This is a genomic window from Roseovarius sp. JB2-10 (assembly GCF_055693585.1).
Genome location: NZ_CM146337.1, coordinates 179,442 through 204,179 on the forward strand (window position 1 = coordinate 179,442; position 24,738 = coordinate 204,179).

At 55.3% G+C, this 24,738-nt stretch carries 18 protein-coding genes; 8 read left to right on the forward strand and 10 right to left on the reverse strand.

What is annotated here, in order from left to right; genetic code table 11:
• Positions 1-11: 11 nt before the first annotated feature.
• The 4 genes from ACZ1HJ_RS00865 to ACZ1HJ_RS00880 form a co-directional block, all read right to left on the reverse strand.
• Entirely contained in the window at positions 12-2,339 is a 2,328-nt protein-coding gene (locus ACZ1HJ_RS00865; RefSeq protein ID WP_472720485.1) for a molybdopterin guanine dinucleotide-containing S/N-oxide reductase, read from the reverse strand.
• Between the two features lie 189 nt (positions 2,340-2,528).
• Positions 2,529-3,962 (reverse strand): cytochrome-c peroxidase, encoded by a 1,434-nt coding sequence (locus ACZ1HJ_RS00870; RefSeq protein ID WP_472720486.1) that lies wholly within the window; start codon positions 3,960-3,962, stop codon positions 2,529-2,531.
• A gap of 60 nt (positions 3,963-4,022) precedes the next feature.
• On the reverse strand, positions 4,023-4,604 hold the full coding sequence (locus tag ACZ1HJ_RS00875; RefSeq protein WP_472720487.1) for a hypothetical protein: 582 nt from the start codon (positions 4,602-4,604) through the stop codon (positions 4,023-4,025).
• 117 nt (positions 4,605-4,721) lie between these two features.
• Entirely contained in the window at positions 4,722-5,657 is a 936-nt protein-coding gene (locus ACZ1HJ_RS00880; RefSeq protein ID WP_472720488.1) for a homocysteine S-methyltransferase family protein, read from the reverse strand.
• A gap of 163 nt (positions 5,658-5,820) precedes the next feature.
• Between ACZ1HJ_RS00880 and ACZ1HJ_RS00885 the strand changes: the two genes are divergently transcribed.
• On the forward strand, positions 5,821-7,374 hold the full coding sequence (locus ACZ1HJ_RS00885; protein WP_472720489.1) for a winged helix-turn-helix domain-containing tetratricopeptide repeat protein: 1,554 nt from the start codon (positions 5,821-5,823) through the stop codon (positions 7,372-7,374).
• On the opposite strand, the gene ACZ1HJ_RS00890 is transcribed toward ACZ1HJ_RS00885, so the two are convergent.
• Positions 7,352-8,407 carry a hypothetical protein gene (locus tag ACZ1HJ_RS00890; RefSeq protein WP_472720490.1) on the reverse strand — a complete coding sequence of 352 codons (1,056 nt, stop codon included), beginning with the start codon at positions 8,405-8,407 and terminating at the stop codon, positions 7,352-7,354. The genes ACZ1HJ_RS00885 and ACZ1HJ_RS00890 overlap by 23 nt on opposite strands.
• A 310-nt stretch (positions 8,408-8,717) precedes the next feature.
• Here ACZ1HJ_RS00890 and ACZ1HJ_RS00895 point away from each other — a divergent pair, with 310 nt between their 5' ends.
• From ACZ1HJ_RS00895 to ACZ1HJ_RS00910, 4 genes are all read left to right on the forward strand, one after another.
• Positions 8,718-10,601, forward strand: a complete 1,884-nt coding sequence (locus ACZ1HJ_RS00895; protein WP_472720491.1) for a PhoX family protein — start codon at positions 8,718-8,720, stop codon at positions 10,599-10,601.
• Between the two features lie 137 nt (positions 10,602-10,738).
• The gene (locus ACZ1HJ_RS00900; protein WP_472720492.1) at positions 10,739-11,539 is read left to right on the forward strand and encodes a CE1 family esterase; all 801 of its coding nucleotides are present in this window, start codon (positions 10,739-10,741) and stop codon (positions 11,537-11,539) included.
• A 183-nt stretch (positions 11,540-11,722) separates the two neighbouring features.
• Entirely contained in the window at positions 11,723-12,553 is an 831-nt protein-coding gene (locus tag ACZ1HJ_RS00905) for an endonuclease/exonuclease/phosphatase family protein (protein WP_472720493.1), read from the forward strand.
• A 172-nt stretch (positions 12,554-12,725) separates the two neighbouring features.
• Positions 12,726-14,771 carry a putative bifunctional diguanylate cyclase/phosphodiesterase gene (locus ACZ1HJ_RS00910; RefSeq protein ID WP_472720494.1) on the forward strand — a complete coding sequence of 682 codons (2,046 nt, stop codon included), beginning with the start codon at positions 12,726-12,728 and terminating at the stop codon, positions 14,769-14,771.
• A 214-nt stretch (positions 14,772-14,985) separates the two neighbouring features.
• On the opposite strand, the gene ACZ1HJ_RS00915 is transcribed toward ACZ1HJ_RS00910, so the two are convergent.
• Positions 14,986-16,002 carry a sterol desaturase family protein gene (locus ACZ1HJ_RS00915; protein WP_472720495.1) on the reverse strand — a complete coding sequence of 339 codons (1,017 nt, stop codon included), beginning with the start codon at positions 16,000-16,002 and terminating at the stop codon, positions 14,986-14,988.
• 78 nt (positions 16,003-16,080) lie between these two features.
• Here ACZ1HJ_RS00915 and ACZ1HJ_RS00920 point away from each other — a divergent pair, with 78 nt between their 5' ends.
• Complete coding sequence (locus ACZ1HJ_RS00920) at positions 16,081-16,890, forward strand: IclR family transcriptional regulator (RefSeq protein WP_472720496.1); 810 nt, start codon at positions 16,081-16,083, stop codon at positions 16,888-16,890.
• Positions 16,891-17,308: 418 nt separating this feature from the next.
• On the opposite strand, the gene ACZ1HJ_RS00925 is transcribed toward ACZ1HJ_RS00920, so the two are convergent.
• From ACZ1HJ_RS00925 to ACZ1HJ_RS00935, 3 genes are all read right to left on the reverse strand, one after another.
• Entirely contained in the window at positions 17,309-18,592 is a 1,284-nt protein-coding gene (locus tag ACZ1HJ_RS00925) for an NADH:flavin oxidoreductase/NADH oxidase family protein (protein WP_472720497.1), read from the reverse strand.
• Between the two features lie 214 nt (positions 18,593-18,806).
• Complete coding sequence (locus ACZ1HJ_RS00930) at positions 18,807-19,778, reverse strand: cyclase family protein (RefSeq protein ID WP_472720498.1); 972 nt, start codon at positions 19,776-19,778, stop codon at positions 18,807-18,809.
• Positions 19,775-20,077: a YciI family protein gene (locus ACZ1HJ_RS00935; RefSeq protein WP_472720499.1), complete on the reverse strand. Its 303-nt coding sequence runs from the start codon at positions 20,075-20,077 to the stop codon at positions 19,775-19,777. The genes ACZ1HJ_RS00930 and ACZ1HJ_RS00935 overlap by 4 nt, the downstream gene beginning before the upstream one ends.
• Before the next feature lie 204 nt (positions 20,078-20,281).
• Between ACZ1HJ_RS00935 and ACZ1HJ_RS00940 the strand changes: the two genes are divergently transcribed.
• Together ACZ1HJ_RS00940 and ACZ1HJ_RS00945 are read left to right on the forward strand one after the other, a co-directional pair.
• Positions 20,282-21,178, forward strand: a complete 897-nt coding sequence (locus ACZ1HJ_RS00940; RefSeq protein ID WP_472720500.1) for a LysR family transcriptional regulator — start codon at positions 20,282-20,284, stop codon at positions 21,176-21,178.
• Between the two features lie 108 nt (positions 21,179-21,286).
• Positions 21,287-23,020 carry an adenylate/guanylate cyclase domain-containing protein gene (locus ACZ1HJ_RS00945; RefSeq protein ID WP_472720501.1) on the forward strand — a complete coding sequence of 578 codons (1,734 nt, stop codon included), beginning with the start codon at positions 21,287-21,289 and terminating at the stop codon, positions 23,018-23,020.
• Positions 23,021-23,330: 310 nt separating this feature from the next.
• Here the strand turns inward: ACZ1HJ_RS00945 and ACZ1HJ_RS00950 are convergent, their stop codons facing one another.
• Positions 23,331-24,662: a hypothetical protein gene (locus ACZ1HJ_RS00950; protein ID WP_472720502.1), complete on the reverse strand. Its 1,332-nt coding sequence runs from the start codon at positions 24,660-24,662 to the stop codon at positions 23,331-23,333.
• Positions 24,663-24,738: the final 76 nt, after the last annotated feature.

A 24,738-nucleotide genomic window follows, 5' to 3' on the forward strand; every position in this document is an offset into this window, starting at 1 on the left:
TCGGATCATGTCTAGTCCTGGGACGGCGACCTGCCATTGGGTCGCAAAATCACCGGTGGTTCATGGGCGGTAACGGGGGGCACGTCGGCCCCATAGCGTTCCACTTCGATCAGGCAGGAATGCGCGCTTGGCCCCTGCCCCAGTTTCGACGTGCCCTTATCGCGGGTTAGTACATTGGGGTTGCCGTGCTTGCAAAGGCCGGTCTCATCCGGATCATACCAGGCACCGGTGCTCATCTGCACCACGCCGGGACGAAGGGTATCGTCAATCACGACCCCGCCCAGACAGGCACCGCGATCATTGAAAAGTCGCACGATATCACCCCCGGCAAGGCGGCGTGCCGCTGCATCTTGGGGGTGAATATGCACGGGCTCGCGCCCGGCCACTTTTTTGGCCTTGCTGACACCACCATGATCAAATTGCGAATGCAGCTTGTCCTTGGGTTGGTTGGAGATCAGGTGCAGCGGCGCGCGGTCATCCGCGTTCCCCAGCCATTCATAAGGCTCGCGCCAGACCGGGTGGCCCGGGCAATCCGCGTACCCGAAATCGGAGACGGTTTGCGAAAAGATCTCGATTTTGCCGCTGGGTGTGGTCAGCGCATGGGCATCAGGGTCCGCGCGGAAATCGCTTAGCATGATCGTAGGTTCGGCAGGGGCATCAAGCTTGAACCATCCCATGTCCAAAAACGCATCATAGGGCGGAATTGTAATACCCGCTGCTGCGGCCCGGTCGATGGTTTGATCATAGATGCGGCGTTGCCATTCCTCGGGGCTGCGGCCTTCGGTAAACCGGTCCTCCAGACCCATTTCGCGCGCAATCCCGGCAAAAATCTCAAAATCATCGCGGGACTGCGCAAAAGGAGACGTCAGACGCGACATCGATACCACATAAGGGTCGCGGGGCGTCATCGCGATGTCCTGCCGCTCAAGCGGCGTGGTACAGGGCAAAACAATATCGGCCCGTTTGGCAAGGCTGTTCCAACACCATTCGTTGGCAATAATCGTTTCAGGCTTTTGCCAGGCCTGCATCAACAGGTTGAGGTCCTGATGGTGATGGAACGGATTGCCGCCCGCCCACCACACCAACCGCGTATCGGGGTATTCGTAGCGCACACCGTCGAAATCGAACGCCTCGCCCGGTCGCATCAGGAGATCGGCAATTCGCGCGACCGGGATGAAATCATCGACCGCATTTTCTGTCTGTGGGAACGAGGCTCCGGGCAGAACCGTGTAATTGCCGCCAATGTAGTTCATGGCACTGTAGCCAAACCCGAAGCCACCGCCGGGCAATCCGATCTGACCCAGCATCGACGCCAAAGCGATGGCCGCCCAAAAGGGTTGTTCACCGTGATCCTGCCGGGTCAGTGACCAGCTGACAGAAATCATCGTGCGCTCAGCGGCCATGCGGCGTGCTAAAGCGCGGATTGTTTCAGCCGGGATTTCCGTGATCTCAGCCGCCCAGTCAGCAGTTTTGACGACCCCATCTGTCTCCCCCATCAGGTATGGTAGAAACTGTTCAAACCCGACGGTGTAGCGGTCCATAAATGACGTATCGCTCAATCCTTCGACATGGAGCGTATGCGCCAAGGCGAGGATCAGCGCGACATCGGTATTGGGACGCAACGCCAGCCAATCCCCACCCACCGCCTCCAAAAGGTCTGATTTCAAGGGGCTGATATTGACGAAATGGATGTTTGCATCCCGCGCATCACGCAAGCCGTCGCGCTGGATATGACATCCGGTACCACCCTGGCTGATTTGACCATTTTTCAGGGGCACACCGCCAAAACACACAATCAGCTTGGTATTGTCGCGGATCACTTCCCAGCTTGTGCAGGTGTCCAGATAAGCCCGGAAACTGCCCAGGATATGCGGGACCATCGCCTCGGCGGCAGCAAAGCTATAGGTGAACTTGGACCGCGTATATCCACCGATGCAATTCAGGAACCGGTGTAGCTGGCTTTGCGCGTGATGAAAGCGCCCGGCGCTGGCCCATCCATAGGATCCACCAAAAATTGAGGCATTGCCGTAGGTGTGGCGCACCCGGTCCAGTTCCTGCCCTACCAGCTTGTTGGCCTCATCCCAAGCCACCGCCACGTAAGGGTCAACACCGCGTAGATCTGTGCGGGAGCCGGGGCCACCATCCAGCCAGCTTTTGCGAAACATCGGCATGTCGATCCGGGTTGGCCCGTCCTGAACATCCAATATGCCCGGCCCAATCGGGGACGGATCATTGTCATGCTCAAAGGCCAGCAATTCCTGCACCCGGCCATTGCTGACCCGAGCACGATAGGTGCCCCAATGGGAACTGGTCAGGGGCAGATCAGTGAGTTTGCTCATGCGACATGCAGCTCCGCTTCTTCATGGTGTCTTCGACGATGAGGGTAGGCCCCCACAGGTTACCTGCAGGGGACAGCATTCGAAGACAGACATCAAGGTTTTCTGCAAACCCGGCATCATGATCCCGGCAGTCGAAAACGACAGGCGCCATCAAGAGAACATTGTGACGATATGTTTTGCCAGCACGTCCTACGGGGCGGCGTAAGACGGCTGCGGCGAAAGCCCGGATGGCACAGTCAGAGGCACAAGATGCGACCGATCAACCGCTGTTGGATCGGTAAGAGCGTCCAGAAAAGCGAGGATGTCTTGCACATTCCGGTCCGATAGTTCCCGCGGAGCGAGGTCATTGGCGCGTGCAATCCGACGGCGCAGGGGTTGAGATGAGTGCACCCAGGTATCGCGCAAATCAAAGGCGCTGCGCTGCGGCGGCATAAGAGGTTGATACGAAACCCCTGCCCTGCTTCGGACCGGATAAATGACCTCCGCCAGAGGCAAAAGCTCCGCGGGTGAATATGCGGTCAAAGATGCCACTGTCCCCAAATGATGCCGCACCATGTCTTCAAGGGATGCGAAGGCCCCGTTGTGGCCCCATGGCCCGGTCAGTGCCACATTCCGCAGGGACGGTGTGCGAAACCGGAAAAGATCCTCTTCGTCAGCCGTCACACTGAACCGCCCTTCGTCCTCAACCCGATGTGGCATTCCGGTGTGCACGCCGTAACTGTTATCAGCACCATGGCCCTTTCCGGGGCCTATCTGTGGCGTGGCAATCGCGTGAAATTCATGATCCGTCAGCAATGCACCACTGTGGCAGGCGCTACACCCGGCTTCCCCGTAAAAAAGTGCCAGACCGGCCTCGGCAGCGGCATTCATGGGCCACCCGTCAAGCCGCGCGTCAAACCGGCTTTTGTCCGATCTAAATGCCACCGCCTGAAAGGCCGCCAACGCTTCGGCGGCGTGATCAAACCTGATATCATCTGCACTGCGGACATCCTCGAACGCGTCCACAAAAGCACTGGCATATGCCGGTATCTCCGCAAGCCGGTCAGCCAAAATGCCCCATGCTTGCGTCAGGTCATTCATCGCAACCGCATCCGCAACCGGATTTTCACCGGGCTGACCCGCCATCTCGATCGCCGACAGAACCGGAAACATCGCCTGCGCGGTCAAAACATTTTCCAATCCTTCGGGCAGTTGCGCCTTGGCGGGACTTCTGAAACGGCTCGGAAATCCACCCCACGGGTCGATTTCGAGACGCCCGTCATGGAACATCGACACATAGGCCCGCGCGCCAATATTATAAAGCGGCTGCGCATTGCGCGGCACACGACCAATCACGCCGTCATGGGTTTTGCGATCAGGCCCAAAACCACGCCCGCCTTCGCCGATCGACAAAGCCACCCCGTCACCCGTACCCCGCGCCGGATCATGACACGTGCCACAGGCGATGTTTTTGTTGCCCGAGAGAATGGGATCAAAGAACAGATGGCGCCCAAGTTCGACCATTTCGGGCTTCGGCGCGCCATCCCACAGAAAATCAGCATCGTCCAAAGCCTCGGGCAGCTCCTCTGCAAAAGCGGCCAGGCATGACGTCATCAACAGGGCAAAAAGTAACGGGCGTTTCATGTGGGTATCCTCAGGAAGCTGCCTCCGCCGCACCATCACGGCGGAGGCTGTTCATGGCGTTCAATCCGCGTCGATTTCACTTTCAACGGGTGCGAGCGCCGCATGCTCTTCGGGTTTGACGTCGATCAAAAGACGCACACCATACCCATCGGTCATGCCCAGCAAGGTCTGCGACATTTCACCGGACAAGCCTTCAAACGCGCCGGTACCACCGGTGATCACGCGCGGGGCCTTTACATTGACATCAATCAGTTCAGAACCCTGGTTGATCAGAATGTCACCATTGTCGAATTCGAAAACCTGACGTGTGATGACAATGGCACCGGTCTCAGTGCGCGCGCCGTCACCTACGAAGTAGCCATCACAGGTCCAGACACCGATCACCTTTTCGGGGAAGGCCGGGCTGCCATCTGCAAGTGTGCCTTCCACACCGCTATCAAGCGTGCCGTCTTCATAAATGTAACCCTGCGTGATGAACGGGTTTCCGAACGCAGGCATGCCATCATCGAATACAGGCGTGGGGGCAAAGACAAACCGGGTGATGTCTTCGGCCACGTCGAAGGACATCTGGGTTTCACCCGCAACCGCGAAACCGGTTGATGCGGCCATAATGGCGAGGGCGGATAGAGTTGTTTTATACATGATTTTTCCTTTTCATTTCAGGTTTGAGCAAAAGCTTCACAGATCGCGCAGGACAGAGCCCGGCGCGGCTGTTGGGGAGGAATGCCGACACGGCCGGCATTCGAATTTCAGGGGAGGTCAGGCGGCGCGCGTGGCGCGGCAGATCTCGGTGACGTGGCGGTGATCGGTGCCGCAGCACCCGCCCAGAACGGTCAGATTGGGCAAGAGGAGCGAAAGCCCTGCATAAAGCGTACCCAATTCAGCAGGATCGCCATCATCAAGGGTTTCCGCCGCATCAAGTTCCGCATGACTGAGGCGAGACGCATTGGCGCGCAAACCCCTGATGCGCTTCGTCCAGGCGCCGTCCAGCACATGAGAAAAATGTTCAGGATGCGCGCAATTGATCATGAAATACGCCGCATAACCGTCTGTGGCCTGATCCACATCCGCAATCGCCTGCGCCAGCGTTTCACCGGAGGGCAGACGGCCATCGGTCTCAACCGTGAAAGAAATCACGACAGGCATCGCTGCATCGCGGGCCGCCCGGACAACGCCGATGGCCTCTGCCGAATAGGTCATGGTGATCGCGGAAATCATGTCCGCGCCGAATTCTGCAAACCACTGAACCTGGCTCTTGTGGTACTCGGCGGCTTGCGCTTCCGACAGGGTTGTCGTGGGTGAATACCCATCATCCTGTGGGCCAATCACACCATTGATGACAAACGGGCACGCCGTAGTCTCATGTGTTTCGCGGAGCTTGACCAATGTCGCCACCGCTTCGCGGTGGATTTCCCGCAATTCGCCCTGGCTCATCCCCAATTCGGCAGCCCATCTCGCGCTGGCGCGCCAGGTGGGTGTATCCATAATGAACCCACGGCCTTGCTCAATCGCCAACTGCGCGTATCGTTTCATATAGGCATCCATGGCCATCAGCCCGGCCTCGGTTTCCAATGCCTTGAATGCGGCGAACAAGGGCAGATCGATCCCCTCGTGGAAAACAAGCGTTGTTTCCAATCCGCCATCGGTGATCATTTGTGTGCCGGCAAGTTGCGGCAAAGCGTGTCGATATTTCATCTCTCGGTCCCTTTATCTGTCGACTGCGTGGTGCCGACGTTGTGTGACCAGAGCAATAGCGAGCAGGCATTGGCCAAGCTTGAGACATTCCTGAGAAAAGCCTGAGAAGTTCTGAAATCTGTGCTAATTCACGCGCGGGATGGATCAGGAATTTCTACTGGACATGAAAGCCACAATTGCAGACGCAGAATTAGACTTCGACCAGATGACCGTGCGTCGGGGGGATCAAACCCACCGATTGACCCGGCAATCATCTGGCATTCTCAAGGCCGTGTTTGACGCGGCGGGTGAGATCGTCACCAAAGACATGCTGATTGAACAGGTTTGGGGTGGCCGGATCATCACCGACGCGACCCTGTCCACAGCCATCAAGGAAGCGCGACGCGCGGTGGGTGATACGGGCGCGGACCAGCGCATCATTAAAACGGTGCATGGCGTTGGGTTTCGGCTGGCGACCCTGCCGGATCAATTGACCCGCATGGCCGGGAATTCTTCGGAAAAGCCCTGTCTGATCGTGTTACCCTTCCGCAATATCGGCGGCAATCCGGACGATGATTTCATCAGCGACGGTTTGACCGACGAGGTCATCTCGAACCTGTCGCGATTTCGCGACCTGAAGGTTCTTGCGCGCAACACATCAGAGGCAATTGCAGCCGCGCGCCTGGATCATGCCCGGATGCACAGCGATTACGGCGTTGATTTCGTGGTCGAAGGCAGCATGCGCCGGTCCAAGGAGCGGTTGCGTGTGACTGTTCAGGTGGCCGCAACCTCGGATGACGCGGTTCTGATGACAGAACAGTTCAATCGCAAGGCGTCACTTGATGCCCTGTTTGACGTCCAGGATCAGATTGCAGCGCTCTGCGCCGGGCGACTGGCGGGTCCACACGGCCCTGTCGCCCACGAGGCCGGGCACAAGGCCCACCGCGATGCACGATCGACAAGCTGGGCGATGTATCGGTTGGTGGCGGAATTCAGACGCTTCTACCGGACGTATGACATTGACCTGCATGCGCAGCTCCGCGCGGCCTTTCCCGCCGCCTTGGACCGCGATCCCAATGCGGCAGATGGCTGGGCGGCCTATGCGGTCATCTTACTGGAAGAGCACCGCTACCACGTCAATGAACGGCCCGGCGTGGACGCACTGCCCTTGGCCACAAAGGCCGCCGAACGAGCGGTCGAGGCGGACCCGCGCAACGCCTTTGCCCATGTGGCACTTGCCATGTGTCGCCTTTTTGCGCTCGACGTGGATGGGTTCAACCTGTCCGCCGATCGCGCTCTGGACCTGAACCCCGGAAATTCGGACGTTCTTTCGGAAATTGGGCATTGCTATGCGTTTCTGGCCCGCGAAGAGGAAGCCATTGCCCTTCTGGACCGGGCAATGGAATTAAGCCCGGAACATCCCGGCTGGTATCATTTTGCCAAAACGTGGCGCTATGCCCGGCTGGAGATGTTCGACGCGGCAATGCTTGAATTGCAAAAAGTGCCGATGCCAGGGTTCTATTGGTACCATGCGCATTTGGTCTGGCTCTACATCCTGTTGGAGCGCCCGGATGCCGCCCGAACTGAAGCGGAGATTCTGCGTCAGGTATTCCCGGATTTCGAAGCGCGTGTTTTTGAAGAAATGACTCTTTGGAGCGCAAATGAAGACCTCGTCCGGTCCGCACTGGCGTCCTGGCGCGCAGCGGGGCTCAACATCAAAGTCCCGAACGCTTCGTAACCTGCCACAATCCAATCAGCCCGCTTGCTGCAATCGCAAGCGCGATCCCACCAAACCCGGCGCTGTGCAATATCCCGGCACCAACCGCACCGCCAAATGCAAATCCCAGAAGATACACTGCCATGCGAGCACTGGCATGCGCCTCTTTGGTCTCGGCTCCGGGTCCGGCAAGGTAGAGCGGAAAAAAGAGAAACAGGAAAAACCCGTTGGCCAGCACCGTGACCCCCAGAATGGCGAGCGAGGGTGCAACGTAACTAGCGGCACCGCAGAACGCCGCGCACAAAGGCGCACCCTGCTGTACAAAACGCGCAGAAGAACCACGGATGCGACTGGCCAGATAGGATCCTGCCGCCCCCGTCAGCAAACTGCCCAGCAACCAAAATGATAACGCCCCAGCCGTTGCCACCGAAGCAGCATAAAGTTCGATAAAGGCCCAATAGGCCCCCATCATCACAAAGAACGGAAATTGCAAGATGGGGAATGCATGCCGCAACGCAACGCGGGGGGCGTCCGTATGGCCAAGCGGGGATAGACGCGACCATAGCCCGCTCGCGAATGGCAAAGACAAAACGGCAAGGGTCCAAAAGACTGAGATGTCAGTCAGGGGCAGTAGCAGATAAATCAGGAGTGAGATCAAAAGCCCGAGCGTCAGCGCGGTACTGATTGCGTGTTGCAATTTCGTCCCAGAGTTTTCCTGCTTCAGGGCGCCGGACGTGAGGACCCCAAGCGCCCCACCTAGCACGCAACAAACAAGGCTGATCAAGACGGCAGAGGACAAGGCAGAAATGGCCAAAACCAGCAAACAAAGCGGTACCGCAACTGAGGCAAAAGGCCATAAAGCGAGGCTCTTTTTGGCACCCAAACCGCCGCATGTCAGGGCCGCCGTTAGAAGCACAACACTGCCCAACATCCCGGCCGCCGTTTCCGAGATATTGGCGCCCCGCATGAGCTCCGCGATCCAGACGGGCATCGTATTGATCAGAACCGCACCAAACCCCAATATGAAAATGGTGCGATTTCCTCGCAAAATCATGGTCAAATTCCGCAGACAATTGCACAAACTGGTGGAAATGCGACGGCACAAAGCCATCGGGTTTTAGCTACAGTCTCCGCTCAAAAATTCAAAGCGGGAAAGCGCGATTTCGGAAACAGGGCCGCGATCTGGCGCAATCCTCTGTCTTTACAGAAAACGCGCCCGGGCCAATCCTACGGCTGAATGCTGCCGAAAACGCGGATTGTCATCTAATTGAGTCAATTTCAACCTAGTGTTGAGTGCAATATGATTTCAGCGCGAAAGCGCTGCGAGTCCTGCCACGGTAATTTCGAAGCGAGGAAAATTTAAAATGGCTGATAATTTTGTGGATGACCTGTCCTGGGATGAATTCGATGAACATCGTGATCCCCGGCCAGAAGACAACCAATTTGATCAGGTTGTTCAACGATCAATATCGAGACGCGGGCTGCTTGGCGGCGCGCTGGCTTTCGGTTCAGGAGCCGCCGTATTTGGCAGCAGCCTGTTTTTGTCCACCTCAGCGGCGCGGGCGGCGAGCGGTGCAAACTTTGCTTTCACCCCGATCGACATCGCAACCGATTTCGATGTGCATGTGCCCGAAGGGTTCAGCACCAAGGTTCTGGTCAGATGGGGCGATCCGCTCTGGTCAGAAGCCGAAGGAGCTTATTCACCAGACACTGGGGTTTCGGTCGACGCGTCGGACAAGGTCTTTGGCGAAAACACCGATGGCATGGCGTTGTATGAAGTGGATGGTAAACAGCTGATCGCCGTGAATTCGGAATACGTGAACCCGAAGATAAACCTCCCACAAGAGGTCGAAGGCGTCCCGAATTCACCCGACCATGTCACGCTGCTGAAAAACCTGCAGGGCGTGACGGTGATGGAAGTCGCAGATACAGGCGACGGATACGCCGTAGTGGTCGACAGCCCCTTCAATCGCCGCATCACACACGAAACGGAAATGACGCTGAGTGGTCCGCTGGCCGGCCATCCGCTGGTGCAAACCGCGGCCGACCCGGAAGGCATGACGGTGAAAGGCACTATGAACAATTGCGGCTCAGGCCCAACACTCTGGGGCACCTACCTGACCTGCGAAGAGAACTTTAACGGCTATTTCGGCGCGACCGGTGACGAACCCGAGGGTGAAGGATACACCCGCTACGGGATCGGCGGCGAAAGCCGGTATAGCTACGAAAAATTTGATCCGCGCTACGACATCTCCACAGAACCGAATGAGCCGCACCGGCACGGTTTTGTGACAGAAATTGATCCGAGTGATCCACAATCGGTCCCGGTCAAGCGCACGGCACTGGGCCGGTTCAAACATGAAAACGCCGCCATGGTTCAGGCCAGCGACGGGCGGATCGTGGTCTATATGGGCGATGATGAACGCGGCGAATATCTCTATCGCTACGTGTCGAACGGTACCTATACCGAAGGCGGTCCGACGGATGGATTGCTGGACGATGGCACGCTCTACGTGGCCAAGTTCGAAGAGGATCAATCGGGCAAATGGTTGCCGTTGACGCCGGACACTGTCGACATGGATGCGGCGGAAATCCTTTGCTTTACCAGGATGGCGGCCTCCAAGGCAGGCGGGACCACAATGGATCGCCCTGAATGGGTGACGACCAACCCCTTGAAGGCCGAGGCCTATTGCGCACTGACCAACAACAAAAATCGTGGTGTAAAGCCGAATGCAGGCGGGGATGACACCTCGGTCAATCCTGCGAACCCGCGCGAATCCAACCACTACGGTCAGATCGTGCGCTGGCGTCCATCGGGTGACAATCACGCAGCAGATGACTTTACATGGGATCTCTATGTGATGGCCGGCAATCCCAACGTCTACAGCAACGAATATGGCGGCTCGGCCAACGTCAACGCCGGCAACATGTTCAATTCGCCAGACGGCATGGCGTTTTCATCCGATGGCATGCTTTGGATCCAAACCGACGGAAACTACAAGAACGAAGGCGATTTCGAAGGCATGGGCAACAACCAGATGTTGGTAGGTGACCCCGAGAGCGGAGAAATCGCGCGTTTCATGACAGTCCCCAACGGGGCAGAGGTGACCGGTATTTGTTGGTCCGTGGACAAGAAAGTCGCCTTTGTGGGTATTCAGCATCCCGGCGGGTCCTGGCCGGATGGCAACGGTCACCCGAGATCGTCCGTCATTTCGGTTTGGCGTGATGATGGCGCGGCGTTTGGCTAGCGGTGACTATCAGCGTGGCACTGCAAAAACGGTGCCACGCGCCCGTGATGTCGCATATGTGATCTTGGCATCTATGGGCCGCTGATCTGGGACATGGTAACGATAACCATTGCAACTAATTTGAAAACGCCACCGTGATGCAGCATCCCCGTTCTTTCGTCTTCGCCGCCGCCTTCATGGCGCTCATTCAATCAACCCCGGCATCTGCCTGCTCTGACCAAACGGATTGCGAAGTCGCCACCGGCGTGTACCGCATTGCCGAAACGCCGGGGGCCAAAGGTGCTGTCATTTTCGCTCATGGCTACAAAGGCAAAGCGTCATCGGTGATGCGAGGATCTTTGCGAGAGTACGCGCAAGGTAATGGGATGCATCTGGTGGCACTGCAATCCGCGGGCGATGATTGGGCGATCCCGAACGCACCGACAGGCGGAAACTATGTGCCACGCGACGAAATTGCTTATGTGGCAAGTGTCGCGGCCGATCTGGAGAAACGCCTCGGCGTGGCGCAAGATGAGATCATATTTTCAGGTTTCTCAGCGGGCTCCATGTTGGTTTCTGACGTGGCATGCCGCTCCGATTTCACCCCAAAGGTTTTTGTCGCCGTCGCCGGAACCCCTTGGGCACCTGTTCCTACGTCCTGTTTGCCAAGCCGCGCACCCTTTATTCATATTCACGGCACCAAAGACCGGGTTGTCCCGATGGAAGGACGCCCGATCGCCGACACACACCAAGGCAACGTTTACAGCTTTCTAGATGCGTTGGCGGCGAGTTACGAACCGCTCACCCATCTGACAGACCTTAATGGCGCGCCGACGTGCAATTCGGTGCAATCCATTGCGCAAACGCCCGTCGTCATGTGCCTGAACGAAGAAGGCCACAGCTTCAAAGCTCAGTATCTCGATACGGCGCAGTCACTGGCGAAAGAAGTGACAAACTAGAACAGCCTGACCCGGACTGCTTGAACATACGGTCGCATTTCCCGCGCCGTATCCCTCACGTCATCCACCACACATCAGGCACCCCTTTGCAATACGCCTTTTGCTGCCCGTCAAAGGCGGCGGCTTCGATACCTTTGTGTTACAACGTCATTTTACTCTGACATTTTCGAGGAGATATTTTCGATGGCTACTTTTGATCATTCTTTGGCACGGTTTGCAGTCTGGAACCTTGCGGGAAACACGCCCTTCAATCCCGGGCAGGGAATCAGTGACGACAGCAAGAAGGCGGAAAATCAGGCGAAAGGCCTGGCGCTTCTAGATGCGGATTTTGTGACGCTGGTAGAGGTATCGCCGATTTCCCACATCACATGGCTCGCCAACAGGCTGGCTGATTTCGGACTTACCTACGAAGTCATCATCGACCCGCAACCCGAAAGCCATTTGCATATCGGTTTTCTCCACAAGCCCGGGATTGACGTGACAAACCCGCGATTTATCCCAGACTCGGAAGGTGAGTACACAGGCGGACGTCAGGCCTATGCGGTTGATATTCAAATCGGCACGCGATTTGACGCAACGGTCATCGGCGTTCACCTGAAATCAGGCCGCGACAAGCCGGAACAGGAGTTGCGCGACACGCAATGCAAGGTGATCGGCGACTGGATGACAAACCTGCAAACCCAGCCGGGATACCGCCGTGACATGATCGCCCTTATGGGGGATTTCAACATGATCCCCGGTCAGGATGTCAGCAACTTTTTCCACCTGGGCGGCGACGATGTCATGGATTTCCTGTCGTGCTGGGATCTGCAAGATCGCTTTTCGCACATCCTGAAAAAGGGTCGCGCAAATTTGCTTGATGGCTTTGCAGTTTCGCGAAAGTTTTCAACAGATTACGTGCGCGGCTCGCTGCGGCTTTTTCCAATGCATTGGACGCTGGACATGGGCCGTGAAAAGTTCCGCGAAGAGGTGTCGGACCACCTGCCCTTCGTTGCATCGTTCAAACTATTCTAAGCTTTCTTGCAGTGCTTGAACCGGTCAGGGTCAAGCTTTTGGCAACCTCGGGGATTGGACGCCGAAAAATTCCGAACAATTTGATGTTCTTTTTCCCCGGCGTCGTATCAATGATTTTACGACCCTTATGGCATGCAAGAAACTTGGTTTCAGTTTCGGTTCGGATGCCTAAATGTATCGCGTTTTTGAATGTTTTACCCAGGAACACCACTACGGTTTGCTCGCACTGGCCGTCGTCGTATGTGTCGTCGGATCTTGTCTGTCGGTATTGCTGTGCAGGCGCATGATCCACGCATCAGGCAGCCGTAAACTCATCCAGCTTGGATTGACCAGTATCATCGGCGGCACCACCATATGGTCCACGCATTTCATTGCAATGCTGGCCTATGACCCGGGCGTGGATCACGGGTATGAACCTGTCTCCACAGGGTTATCGCTCGGCGTCGCGATTGCCGGTTTGTTGATCTCAAATGGCGTTTTGGGTTTCAGCACGCACCGGTTCCGCGATTTGATGGCGGGGGCGGTTTTTGGGCTGGCTGTCTCGGCCATGCACTATCTTGGCATGTCGGCATACATCCTTCCCGGTGAAATCATTTGGCAGGTCGACCGGCAAATTGCATCGGTCGTGCTGGGCGCTGTTTTGGGCGCAATAGCCTATCATCGCATCCTTAAACCCGTGACCAGATACTGTTGGCTGGGGGGCGCCGTGCTGTTCATCCTTTCGATTTGCGCGATGCATTTCACCGGTATGACGGCGTTTACAATTTTTCTCGATTCTGCATACGAAGTGCCACCCGAAGTCATTGCAGATGAAAATCTCGGTGTGCTGGTTATGGCCGTGGCCAGTGTTTTGTATGTGATCGGATTTGCCTCATTTAGCATCGAAACAAATCTTGAACGGGAAACCCGCGGACAGCTGAAACATGCCGCCTTGCACGATCAGCTCACAGGCCTTCCCAACCGGATGCAACTCAAGCAAATGATGGCCGAAATCGCCAACCGTCTGCAGGCGGACGAAACCGAAAAAGTTGCAGTTCTCACAATAGATCTGAACCTTTTCAAACAAGTCAACGACCTGCATGGGCACGCAGTTGGGGACACAGTGCTTACAACGATTGCCGCCCGTCTGACACATAACCTGCATTCTGATGAGTTCGTGGCCCGCGCCGGTGGCGATGAGTTTGTGGCGCTGGTTAGAGGGTTTCGACGTGTCGAGCAGGTGATCGCCTTCGCCGACCGTCTCCATGCGCTCATTGTTGAACCTATCGAGACACCCACGGCATCCATTTCAATTGGCGCGGCGATAGGCATTGCCACAAGCATCGAAGAGGGGCGGGATCTGGACGCTCTTTTGCACAAGTCGGATCTGGCGATGTACCGGGCCAAGTCGGAACCCGAATGCCATGTGTGTCTCTTCACCGCGGAGATTGATCAGCAAAGCCATGACCGGTTGGTGTTGGTTGATGACCTGCGAAATGCCGTGGACGGCAATCAGTTCGAGCTTGTTTATCAGCTTCAAAATAGCGTCAAATCGCTTGAACCCACGGGGTTTGAAGCACTTTTGCGATGGAACCATCCAAGCCGAGGGCGCATTCCGCCAAGCGAATTCATTCCAATTGCCGAAGAAACGGGGCTGATCCGGGACATCGGGCTTTGGGTAATGCGCACCGCCTGCACCGAAGCGGCAAAATGGCCCGTACCGTATAGCGTGGCAGTCAACGTGGCACCGCAACAGCTTGTACAGCCCTCCTTTGTCGAGCATGTGGCCGACATTCTAATGGAAAGCAGATTGCCGGCAGAACGGCTGGAGCTTGAAATTACCGAGGCAAGCATCATCGACGATCAGGTACATACGCTCAAGGTCATGCACCGGTTGAAAGACATGGGCGTGCGCATCGCGATGGATGACTTTGGAACCGGCTATTCCTCGCTTGCGACACTGCAGGCGTTTCCATTCGACAAGATCAAAATCGATCGAAGCTTCGTGCAGGATGTGCATGACAACGACCAAAGTGCCGCAATTGTACGATCGACCTTGCTTCTTGGTGCAGCGCTAAAAATTCCGGTGTTGGCAGAAGGTGTAGAGCTGGAGGATGAGTTGGCGTTTTTGCGGGCAGAAGATTGCAATGCGGTACAAGGTTTTTACTTCGGCCGTCCCTTGAGTTTGGAAGAGTTGCAGGAGTTTCTACACGGCAACACGCAAAGCAAAGCCTCCTGAGCAATTCCACGACGACATCTTGGTGACCCGCGTTGCCGGTGTTGGACCGCGGTGTCGAATTAGCGCCTCAATACTCTCCTTAACACATCCACTCCACGTGCCTTGTCTGCTGTGCTTTTGTCGCCGCTCAAATCAAATAGATCGTAGCGCAATGGCATTTTCTATACTTCGCACCCGGTTCGGATGCGAGGCAACTGACGGTTCGAAGGAGAGGTCACTTGCGGGCAAACATCAGTTTTTTCCGCGCTCGAATACGTTTCGTTGCCTCCGGCGTGCCATCGTGGAAACTGCCAAACCAACGGTCCAGCGGCATCTCTTCCGATCCGTAGTTACATTCGAAGTAGCGGTGGTGAAGTTGATGATGAAACGACCCGGCCTTGATCGCTTTTTTGTCCTTGATGAGAAGCTTGTCGAAGCCCGAATGAGAAAACACGGCACCCAAACTCAGCGCAAACATGTGGAAGAGAACATGAACCGGATGAGACGGCAGCACGAAATGGATCAGAAGCCCTGAAAAATACAGAAAACTCTCCAACGGATGCATCGCCAAGCCGGACCAAGGCCCCACGTTGACATTGCGATGGTGCAGATGGTGCACGGACTTAAAGAGCCATGGAATGTGGATCAATCGGTGAATCCAGTAGAAATGGAACGATTGCCAGAAGCGGATGACAAAAAAGAAAAGGATGAACCAAACAGGCGATTGCTCAAAACTGCTCAACGCTGGCACACATCCGTTCGCCACCGCGTAGAAATAAAGAATGACCCAGAATGTCCAGCTCACGACAGCGGAGGCAAGCGTCCAGAAAATATTGTCCCACACCTGATTTCCAAAAGTGAAACGAGAGCTTTTCTCCATGGGTCGCACATCAAACTTGAGGCGCGTCTTTTGACCGGCCAGAACATAGAGGTATAGATGCAACCCCCCTGCCATAATCACGACCGCCCCGAAATTGATGACAAACACCTGCAGGACCCACCCCGTGCTGAACATTTGCATGGAAGTCAGGCTTGGCCAAAGAAAGAGATACACCACAACGGCACATAGCAGGTGGTTTACCGGCGGGGTCAATTTGAGCCATGTCCCTGCAATCCAAGCCAAAGCGGCCTTGGGCTTGGGCGGAATATCAAACACCGGTGACATGCCAATCGGAAGCGACGGGTGAAAATTCCACTCGCGCGACTTTCCGGCTTGCTGGCCCACAGATGGTGTTTCGCGAAGCTTTGACATTTCACCGCCCTTTTTCGCAATCAGCGATCTTTTCAATTGATTGTTCCGCGCATCGGAACTAAAGTTTTATTAAACAGAATGCATTCCAGTTCGTCAAGACACACTCCTGCCGAGGAATCCAAGTTGCAAAATTCGATGATTTCCAAGGCGATCAACCTGCTGACATTGATCGGACAGGCCAAAAGGCCTGCAAGTTTCACCGAACTGGTGCGTCAAAGTGAGATGAGCAAAAGCACCGTTCATCGCATCCTGAAAATCCTGATGGATGAAGAAATGGTGCAGTTTAATGCCCAGATAAAAGCTTATCTGCTGGGGAGAAAAGCCTTTGACATCATGAAGGAAGCTTATGGCGGTTACGACCTGCAATCGCTTTCCGTCGACGGTATGATGGCCCTGCAGAAAGCGACTGGCCGCAATGTTTCGATTGCAGCTGTTGATGGCGATTTTGCAGTTGTTTTGAGAGCGTTTGATGCCAGTGACAATTTCGGCGGCCACAGCAGGCCCGGTTTGCGGGAACCGTTACATGTCTGCGCCGCGGGCAAAGCGTTGGTGGCGTTTATGCCGAGCCCACTATTTGAGGCAAAGTTCGAAAAATACGACTTTTTCAGTCGCACCACCCAAACCATCACGTCGCTTAACGAATTTCGCGCAAACCTCGAACAGGTGCGCGCACGGGGCTACGCGACAAGCGACCGGGAAGAATATGACTACATCCGCGGCATCGCGGCCCCAATCTTTAACTACGTTGGTGAAGTGATCGCATCTATCAATGTTTGGGGAACCGTCAGCGAAACAGATTTGCCCGCGCTGGAACGGCATGCAGATGCGCTTATTGGCGTGACGCAGTCGATCACCGAATTGATCGGCGGAACCAGTGACAGCACCTGAAACAGATCAATAGATATGACTGAACACGTTGGCTGCCAACCGGCGTCTGGCTGGGAACCAACGTGATCCAATAAGCAATTGCAGAATTCATATCGCTCCCATCAATTACAATAGGGTCGGTGCCCGGTGAACCGGATTTGACATCAAATGTGGGATTTCCAAATGCCTGAGTTGCGACCGCAAGCAGACAAGCCTCATGGATCAAGCGGCCTCGGTCCATTTCGCGCATCTTGCGACCGTCCTTTGACGCAACAAGACCCCATACTTGGTGATCGGTTTTCAACTCTCAAACCAACGCTTTGCAATCGCCACTTCTGTACCTCCTCCGATTGATGCGAGTTGTTGTTAATCGCCGGGCTGGATGGGAAAACCATATGATTTTTCACAGGTTTTCCTTCACGTGCTCATGTCAAAAGAGCTAATGACGCCGGCCAAACTTTCGGCGCAGACCAAGAAGGGTTGTCCGGCTCAGGTACCAAAAAAAGTATCCAATTGCATTGTTTCGCGCGGCCGTTTGCGGCGCCAACTCGCGCGACATACGTGTCATCTGCCACGCATAATATTCCACCTGAGAAACCGTGTTGACGAGATTTATCAACCAATTCCGGGCGTTCACACCCAACCTGCCCTTGCCGATCACAAGACCATCTTCGTTGATGCCAATGCGGCTCACCGTGCCGTCAAGAATTGCCGTAACCGCATCAGGCTGAACGCAGAGCGGGCGGGCAAGCCCTATGACATCCACACCATCCTCCGACACGGCGTGTTGCATCGCAGAAGCGCTGCGAAATCCGCCCGTCACCATGATTGGCACCGTCACCGCTTTGCGAACCTCGCGGGCATATTCCAAAAAATAGGCCTCGCGCCTGACCGTGCTGTCGCGTTGCTTTTCCGGTGTGCCATTCACAAAACTCATCTGCTCATACGTGCCGCCAGAAAGTTCGATAAGGTCAATGCCGTCCTCTTCCAACCACTGCGCAACCTGACAACTGTCCTCAATCGTAAATCCGCCCTTCTGGAAGTCAGCTGAGTTGAGTTTGACTGCTACCGGAAATTCGCGGCCAACAGCCTCTCTTGTCGCGGCGTAAACCCGTCGCAGAAACCGTGTACGATTTCCCAGAGGCCCACCCCATTCATCCCCGCGCCGGTTTGTAATCGGTGACAAAAATTGACTGATCAGGTACCCGTGCGCGCCGTGGATCTGGACGCCGTCGAACCCGACCTTTTGCGCAATCTCCGCTGTCCTTGCATAGCGACGGATAGCGTCTTCGATATCGTCCGCAGACATCGCTTTGGGCTTTCCAAACAACCCCAAAATTTGGAGCTTTTCGGCTGAAGGCGACAACGGGCGAGTGTTGACCACAATAGGGCATTGACGACCCGGGTGACTGATCTGCATCCAGATATGGCTCCCGCCGGACTTCCCCGCCTCGGCCCATTTCCGCAGGGCATCAAGGTCTTTTTCATTTTCAATCACAACATTTCCAGGCCGTTCAAGGTACCGGCCATCGACCATCACATTGCCGGTGACCTGCAGCGCCATTCCACCCCTCGACCATCTTTGGTAAAGCTTTTGGTGAGCTGAGTTTGGGGCATCATCCCGATCGGCGAGCGCCTCTGTCATAGCGCTTTTCGAAAAGCGGTTCTTCAAGCGAACGCCACACGGGAGATCGACGGGCTCAGACAGGTCAGTTTTCGCCATCGTTTGTCACCCCTGTTCATTGGCAGCAAACGGCATCAGTTTGCATAGTCTCAGGAAGGTTGCCCCGATTGAACGCCTTTTGGCAAACTCTATCGATATCGTCTGGGAACGCCGCAACCAAAACAACACAGGCTTCTGGACAAGTCGGGACAAAAAAGGCGGACAGTGTCACCACCATCCGCCAAGGTTTTCACTCAAACGCGACCCTTTGCCTTCAATTCGTAGCGATCGGGACAGCGAAAGGTCGGACGGGCGCTCCGCTTGCACCACGCAACTTGATCGGTGCGCCGACAAAAAGAAATTCGTAGACCTCATCCTTGGCAAGATCCTCCAGCCACAAAAGCTCGAAGAATGGCATGCCTTTTTCGGCGAGCAAGTAAGTATGAACGGGCGCAAAGTTCTTGGGGTTTGTCGATGGAAAACTCTCAAACCCAAAGTTGTCCGCACCCAGCATCATGGCCCCTTTTTCTTCCACCAGCCACTTCGCGGCATCCAGGCCAACACCTGGTTCCTTGAAAAGGCTTCGCCCTTCTGGGGCAGGCCATTGCGTCATTTGCCCGGTCCGGATCAAGACCACATCGCCCGGCTGCAGTTCAGTCTGCTGCTTAGTTAGCGCTGCTTTTACATCTTCGACAGTGATGGCGTATGAGTCCGGTAGTTTTTCCACGCCCTTGGAACCGACCACATCAATCATGACGCCCCGCGCAATGATTGGCGGGTACTTCTCGGCACCGGATTTTTGCCAGCCACGGTCGCCCAGAGCATCCTTGGCGCTAACGTTATTCCAGATTTTGCCGTGTAGGCCAAAATGGCTGAGCGTATCCATGTGCGTCCCGGTGTGGGTGTTCATGAAAATCGCCTCACTGGAATGCGACAAGAGTTCAGATCCCTCCTCGCGAGATGGGGTATGAGTCATCATCATCTGGTAGGTCGGATCGCCAAAGGCAGCACCGCAACAATCCGGAATTCCGACAAATAGTTCGACACCAAGATCGTACACCCGGCCGTTTGTTACATCGCTAAGCGCATCGAACCTGGATTGATCGGTCATCGCATTCAAGGATCCGATTTCATCTTGCGGCCCCCACGGGCTGTCTTGAGCAGGGACGCCATGCGACCAGAACCCCACAACACTTGCGATCACCAGGGCAAAAATGGAATTGCGTTTGATTGGAGGCAAAATCATTCCGTGACCTCCCGATTTAGCAAGAATTTAAAGCGCTCTCCAGCTACTGACGGCGTGCATGTAAGGATTTCGGGGGTGACGACATTTGCACGCACAAACGGATCTTCCTTCACGCGTTTATCGATCGTCGCCAGTGATCCGCCCTGCGCAAGCACCACGCCCCCCAGATTGTCGCCCAGGGTTCCAGCCATCAGGAACGTGCCGTCACCAATCCCGTCAGCCAACCACTTTTTGTGGCCAGCAAGATACTGCGCGGCGTTCCTTCGGTTTTCCGAGAACTTCAGGAAAATAATGTACATCGTGTTCTCCAGTCTTCGTTTCGTTGCGGGCAAACACAGCGCGCTCAAGCCGTTTCACTTGCTGGCAGCCGGGAACAACTGATGCCTTGCCAGCACTGATCCCCTAACTTCAGCCTCGTGTTGTGTTGCCAAGACCTACGTAATTCGCGCAAAAGCGCGCGAGAACCCATTGAATTTGCGGAATTGCGGTGCAAAAATGCACCGATGAAAGATTGGGACGACATCCGTTACTTCCTTGCCGTCGCGCGTAGCGGCTCAATCCGCGCCGCGGCTGCGGCCATTGCCGTCAATCATTCGACAGTCTCGCGCCGGATCGACGCATTCGAAACCAGACTGGGCGCCAGATTATTTGAGAGATTGCCCAAAGGATATTTTCTGACCGAGGCAGGAGAAGACATCCTGGACTTGGCACAGCGCATCGAAGCGGATGCCGTCACCGTGGAACGAAGATTGGCCGGCCGAGACACGAATTTGGGCGGCACTCTGAAAGTCACGCTGCCGAACACGATCGCCACGAAACTCATCATGCCTGATCTCGTCAAATTCTCCGCAACCAACCCGGAAATTCGGCTCGATCTGGATGTGTCACTGTCGATGGCAGACCTCGCATGGCGTCAGGCCGATGTTGCCATTCGCATTTCAAACGATCCACCTGACAATCTGGTTGGGCGTCGTTTGGTCAAATATGCCCGGTCAATTTATGCCTCTCCAGACTACATCCGGGAACATGTCCACGCATCATCCGGACAATTGGAGTGGATCGGCTGGAATGATAAAGTAGAGAACCCGCAATGGGTTCGCGAGAGCCCTTACCCTGACGCGCCCGTTCGGCACTGCGTGCCCAACACGCTGACCCATCTCGAGGCCGCCAAGAACGGCATGGGCATTTGCATGCTCCCCTGTTTTGTAGGCGATAGGGAGCCGGGATTGCGCAGATTGCCCCCGGCAACGTCAGAGCCCGATCGAGAGATCTGGTTACTGACGCATGAAGACTTGCGCAACACGGCCCGCGTCAGGCGTTTCATGGATTTCGCCGCCGAGGCAATCAACGCCAAAAGAGATTTGCTGGAAGGTCGTTGTCCCATTGGTGATGGGCCGTGATGCACACCGATATCCGACATTTACCGCTTGCTGCAGTGCGATAAATGCTTTCAGGATCGCCGCCCCGCGCCTATCATGCCCGTGCGCGTTCCAATTGGGGAATGCATTTTGATCGTTGCTTTCGAAGTCGATGAGAAAGATCCAAAGTTGGACAGTCCGGACCAGCCGACCTCTGACCCGACGATAACGCGGACCTACTATGTGCCGCAGCTACGCATTGCGTCGGGACTGATCCTGTTCGCCTTTGCCGTCACCCATTTTATCAACCACGGTCTTGGTCTGATCTCACTCGATGCCATGCAATCGGGTCAGAACCTCAGGGTATTGGTCACGCAAAGCGGTCTGGGAACGGTGCTGCTGATTGCGGCCGCGACGGTTCATTTCGTGTTGGGCATCGCAAAATTCATCGGAACGCGGACCTGGCGGCTTGGAAGGCGCGATGTCATTCAGCTGATCTTTGGGCTTCTCATTCCCGTTTTCCTGATCCGTCATGTACTCGGCACCCGCGGCGTCCAGGAAATGTTCGGCATCGAGGCCAGTTATGAGTACGCCCTGTGGGCCATGTGGCCGAATGAAGCGCTGTCACAGGCCTTTCTGATGACGCTTGTTTGGGTTCATGGCTGCATCGGGATCCATCACTGGCTGAGTGTTCGACTTTGGTACAGCCGGTCGATCTGGCTCTGGAACGGTCTGGCGGTGGGCATACCGGCATCGGCCTATGCGGGCTATGTCGCGGCGGGCCGGGTGAATGCGTTGCAATCGAACTATTCGAACCCGTTCTCTGCGGAGCAATATGCCACTTTCGTGTCGACGCTTCAGGTAACAAACGCGGTCTACTATGTCATTCTCGCGGGCGCGTTGGGGATATGGCTACTGCTGTTGACCGGTCAACGTTTTTCCAGACGCGTTGTCGTTACATACGCCAACGGGCCCTCCATACCGGCGACCCGGGGGCTATCGGTACTGGATATCAGCCGCATCAATCGGATCCCGCACGCGTCCGTTTGCGGTGGCCGGGCGCGGTGTTCCACCTGCCGTGTGCGGGTGGTCGAGGGTCACGAGGCACTACCGCCGCCATCGGAGACCGAGATCAAGGTTTTGCAACGGGTCGCAGCCCCCGAGAATGTCCGGCTGGCCTGCCAGTTGCGCCCGACCGCAAATCTGACCATCTCGACGTTGATGCCGGGCAATCTGGATGCCACGCGCGGGGCCGCGATTGACCGGTACCATTGGGGCGTCGAACAAGAGGTAACGATCCTATTCTGCGATTTGCGCGGGTTTACCAAGATGTCCGAAGGCAAGCTGTCCTATGACGTCGTATTTCTTCTGAACCAGTTTCTGGGTCGGATGGCGGAGACGATTCAGGATTCTGGCGGGTTTGTGGATAAATTCATGGGCGACGGGATCATGGCGATCTTTGGAATGGACACATCGGTTCAAGACAGTGCTGTCAGCGCGATCAAGGCTGCGCGGGCGATGGGCGGTGTCCTCGACGGGCTCAATCAAAGCCTGCGTGATGAGCTACCGGCCCCCCTTCAGATCGGAATTGGATTGAACACTGGGCCTGTTGTTCTGGGTCGCATCGGGGCCGGGCACAGAACCGACGCCGCCGCGCGGATCACTGCGCTCGGCGAAACCGTGAACACGGCCAGCCGCCTCGAAGGGCTTACGAAGTCGTTGGACGTTCAGATAATCGCTTCAAACTCGACAATTGAAGCATCCGGATTGACCCCTGGTGAGACGATGGTGCGGCAAGACGTTGAGGTCAGAGGGCTCAGCCAGCCAGTCGTTGTCTACGCCGTCAAGCGGGTGACGGACCTACCATCTCAAGAGAATGCTTGACCCAGTGTGGCAATTATCTGTGCGGGCGCGACGCAAAACAGGCTCTCGAGCCGTAAGCAAAAAGCCAATTCAATTTGGAAAAGATAGTATGGTGACGGAGCCGATGTCTGCCGCAATAACCGTATAAGTATATGAAAATCAGCAACTTAAATTACCATTTTTTAAATTATACCACAATTAGTACCACTTAAAGATTGAAAACTGTTCGGACTCGCAAACGATACATGCTCAACTCAATTCGTAAGAACGGCCCAAAGCCGACGTTGGCGAAGAGATCAATTAATACAGTGCGGCTTTCCGAAAGTAGACGTTAACGTGCTGAGGCGCTGGTTTTATTTTTTGGGCTGATTGGCAACAAAACGCGCCAACCTCCACCTGATTTTTGAAAACTAGCGGTGGCGTGTATTTCTTGTGCGGCGGCAACATTCGTCATGGCGTTCATCAGTTTAGTTCGCACATCACCCTCCAACTGCAAAAAATCCCCACCTCGTACGACAAACGAATATTTAAAGTCGCATTTTGCGCGACCCGGTGCCGTCTCTAGACACTGTGGGTCGCTTCGCGAAAGAAATCGAAGTTGCAAAATGCCATCGGCAGCATAGCACCAGTCCTCGTCGCATGCATACGCAGCACCCGGTGGCAGAGGGGATGCTGCCTGAAGGATTTTATCCGCGCCTGTCAATTGCACCCGTAACATGCTGTTTAGAGCACGCTCGATATTGAATGCCACGGGGACGGAATTCGTGTTGGTGGACGCTACTGAAGGGTCAATCGAGAGGCCAAAGCGATCCATTTCAGACTTCAACAAGAGCATCAAACCAATTTTTTGTTCAAGTGCGCGATTAATCAGGTCCAAATTTTGAGTCAGAATTTCCCGTTCCGCAGGAGTAACTCCGGCATCTCCTTTTGCGGCACGGCCCCTGATTTCGTAGATCGTGTCTCTTATTCCTGCACGAAGAAGAAGATGTAACGTGGCACCCTGGACGCCGTTTTCTGAAGCAAAATTCAGACGGTCTATTATGTCTTTGGACGCGGGTTTGCGGCTGGGCAAGAAGGGTTGATTTTCACGATCGAGCGCAGATGCGGTAACGAATGCCAGATCAGGTTTCTCGGTTTCTGTAGTTTCTACGTTGTCCAAATCGGTGACAAATTTTTGAATATCTGGCGGGGCTTGCTGATCGGATCTATATTCTCCGGCGACGTAAGCTCGTATGATTTTTGAGAACGCTGTTCCACGCTTCAATCCACCAAATCGCTCTGCGGATTGTGGGGTCATTGTGCGCAAGCGGTCGGTGAGATGCGTTCTTGCGCGAAACATCAGATCGCCGTCGTAGTAAGATGAGACTTCGCCAACGAAATTACTGTGATCAATGCACGTGTATCGGTTCGGCCATTGCAAAAGCGAGGATGCACCTACAATTGCAGCGCGTGCCACAATTTCATGATCTCGGGCAAGAACCGGGTCGCGAAATTCAGCTCTGAATGTCAGCGTGCGTCTGCTCTTTTCTACACACGGATTATCAATTGTAAAAAGGCGGTAGGACCACGTATCTGCTACGAATACTGTGTGTTCTTGCGCAATTGCTTGAGAGAACGAACCGAGAAAAGCACCTAAGAGAAACGTAAAAATTGGTTTTTTCACAATTGCAAACAACCTCTAAAAAAAAGCAAATACCGGGTCAGGTAAACCGAACGTACGAGGCTCTCATGTAATCGGA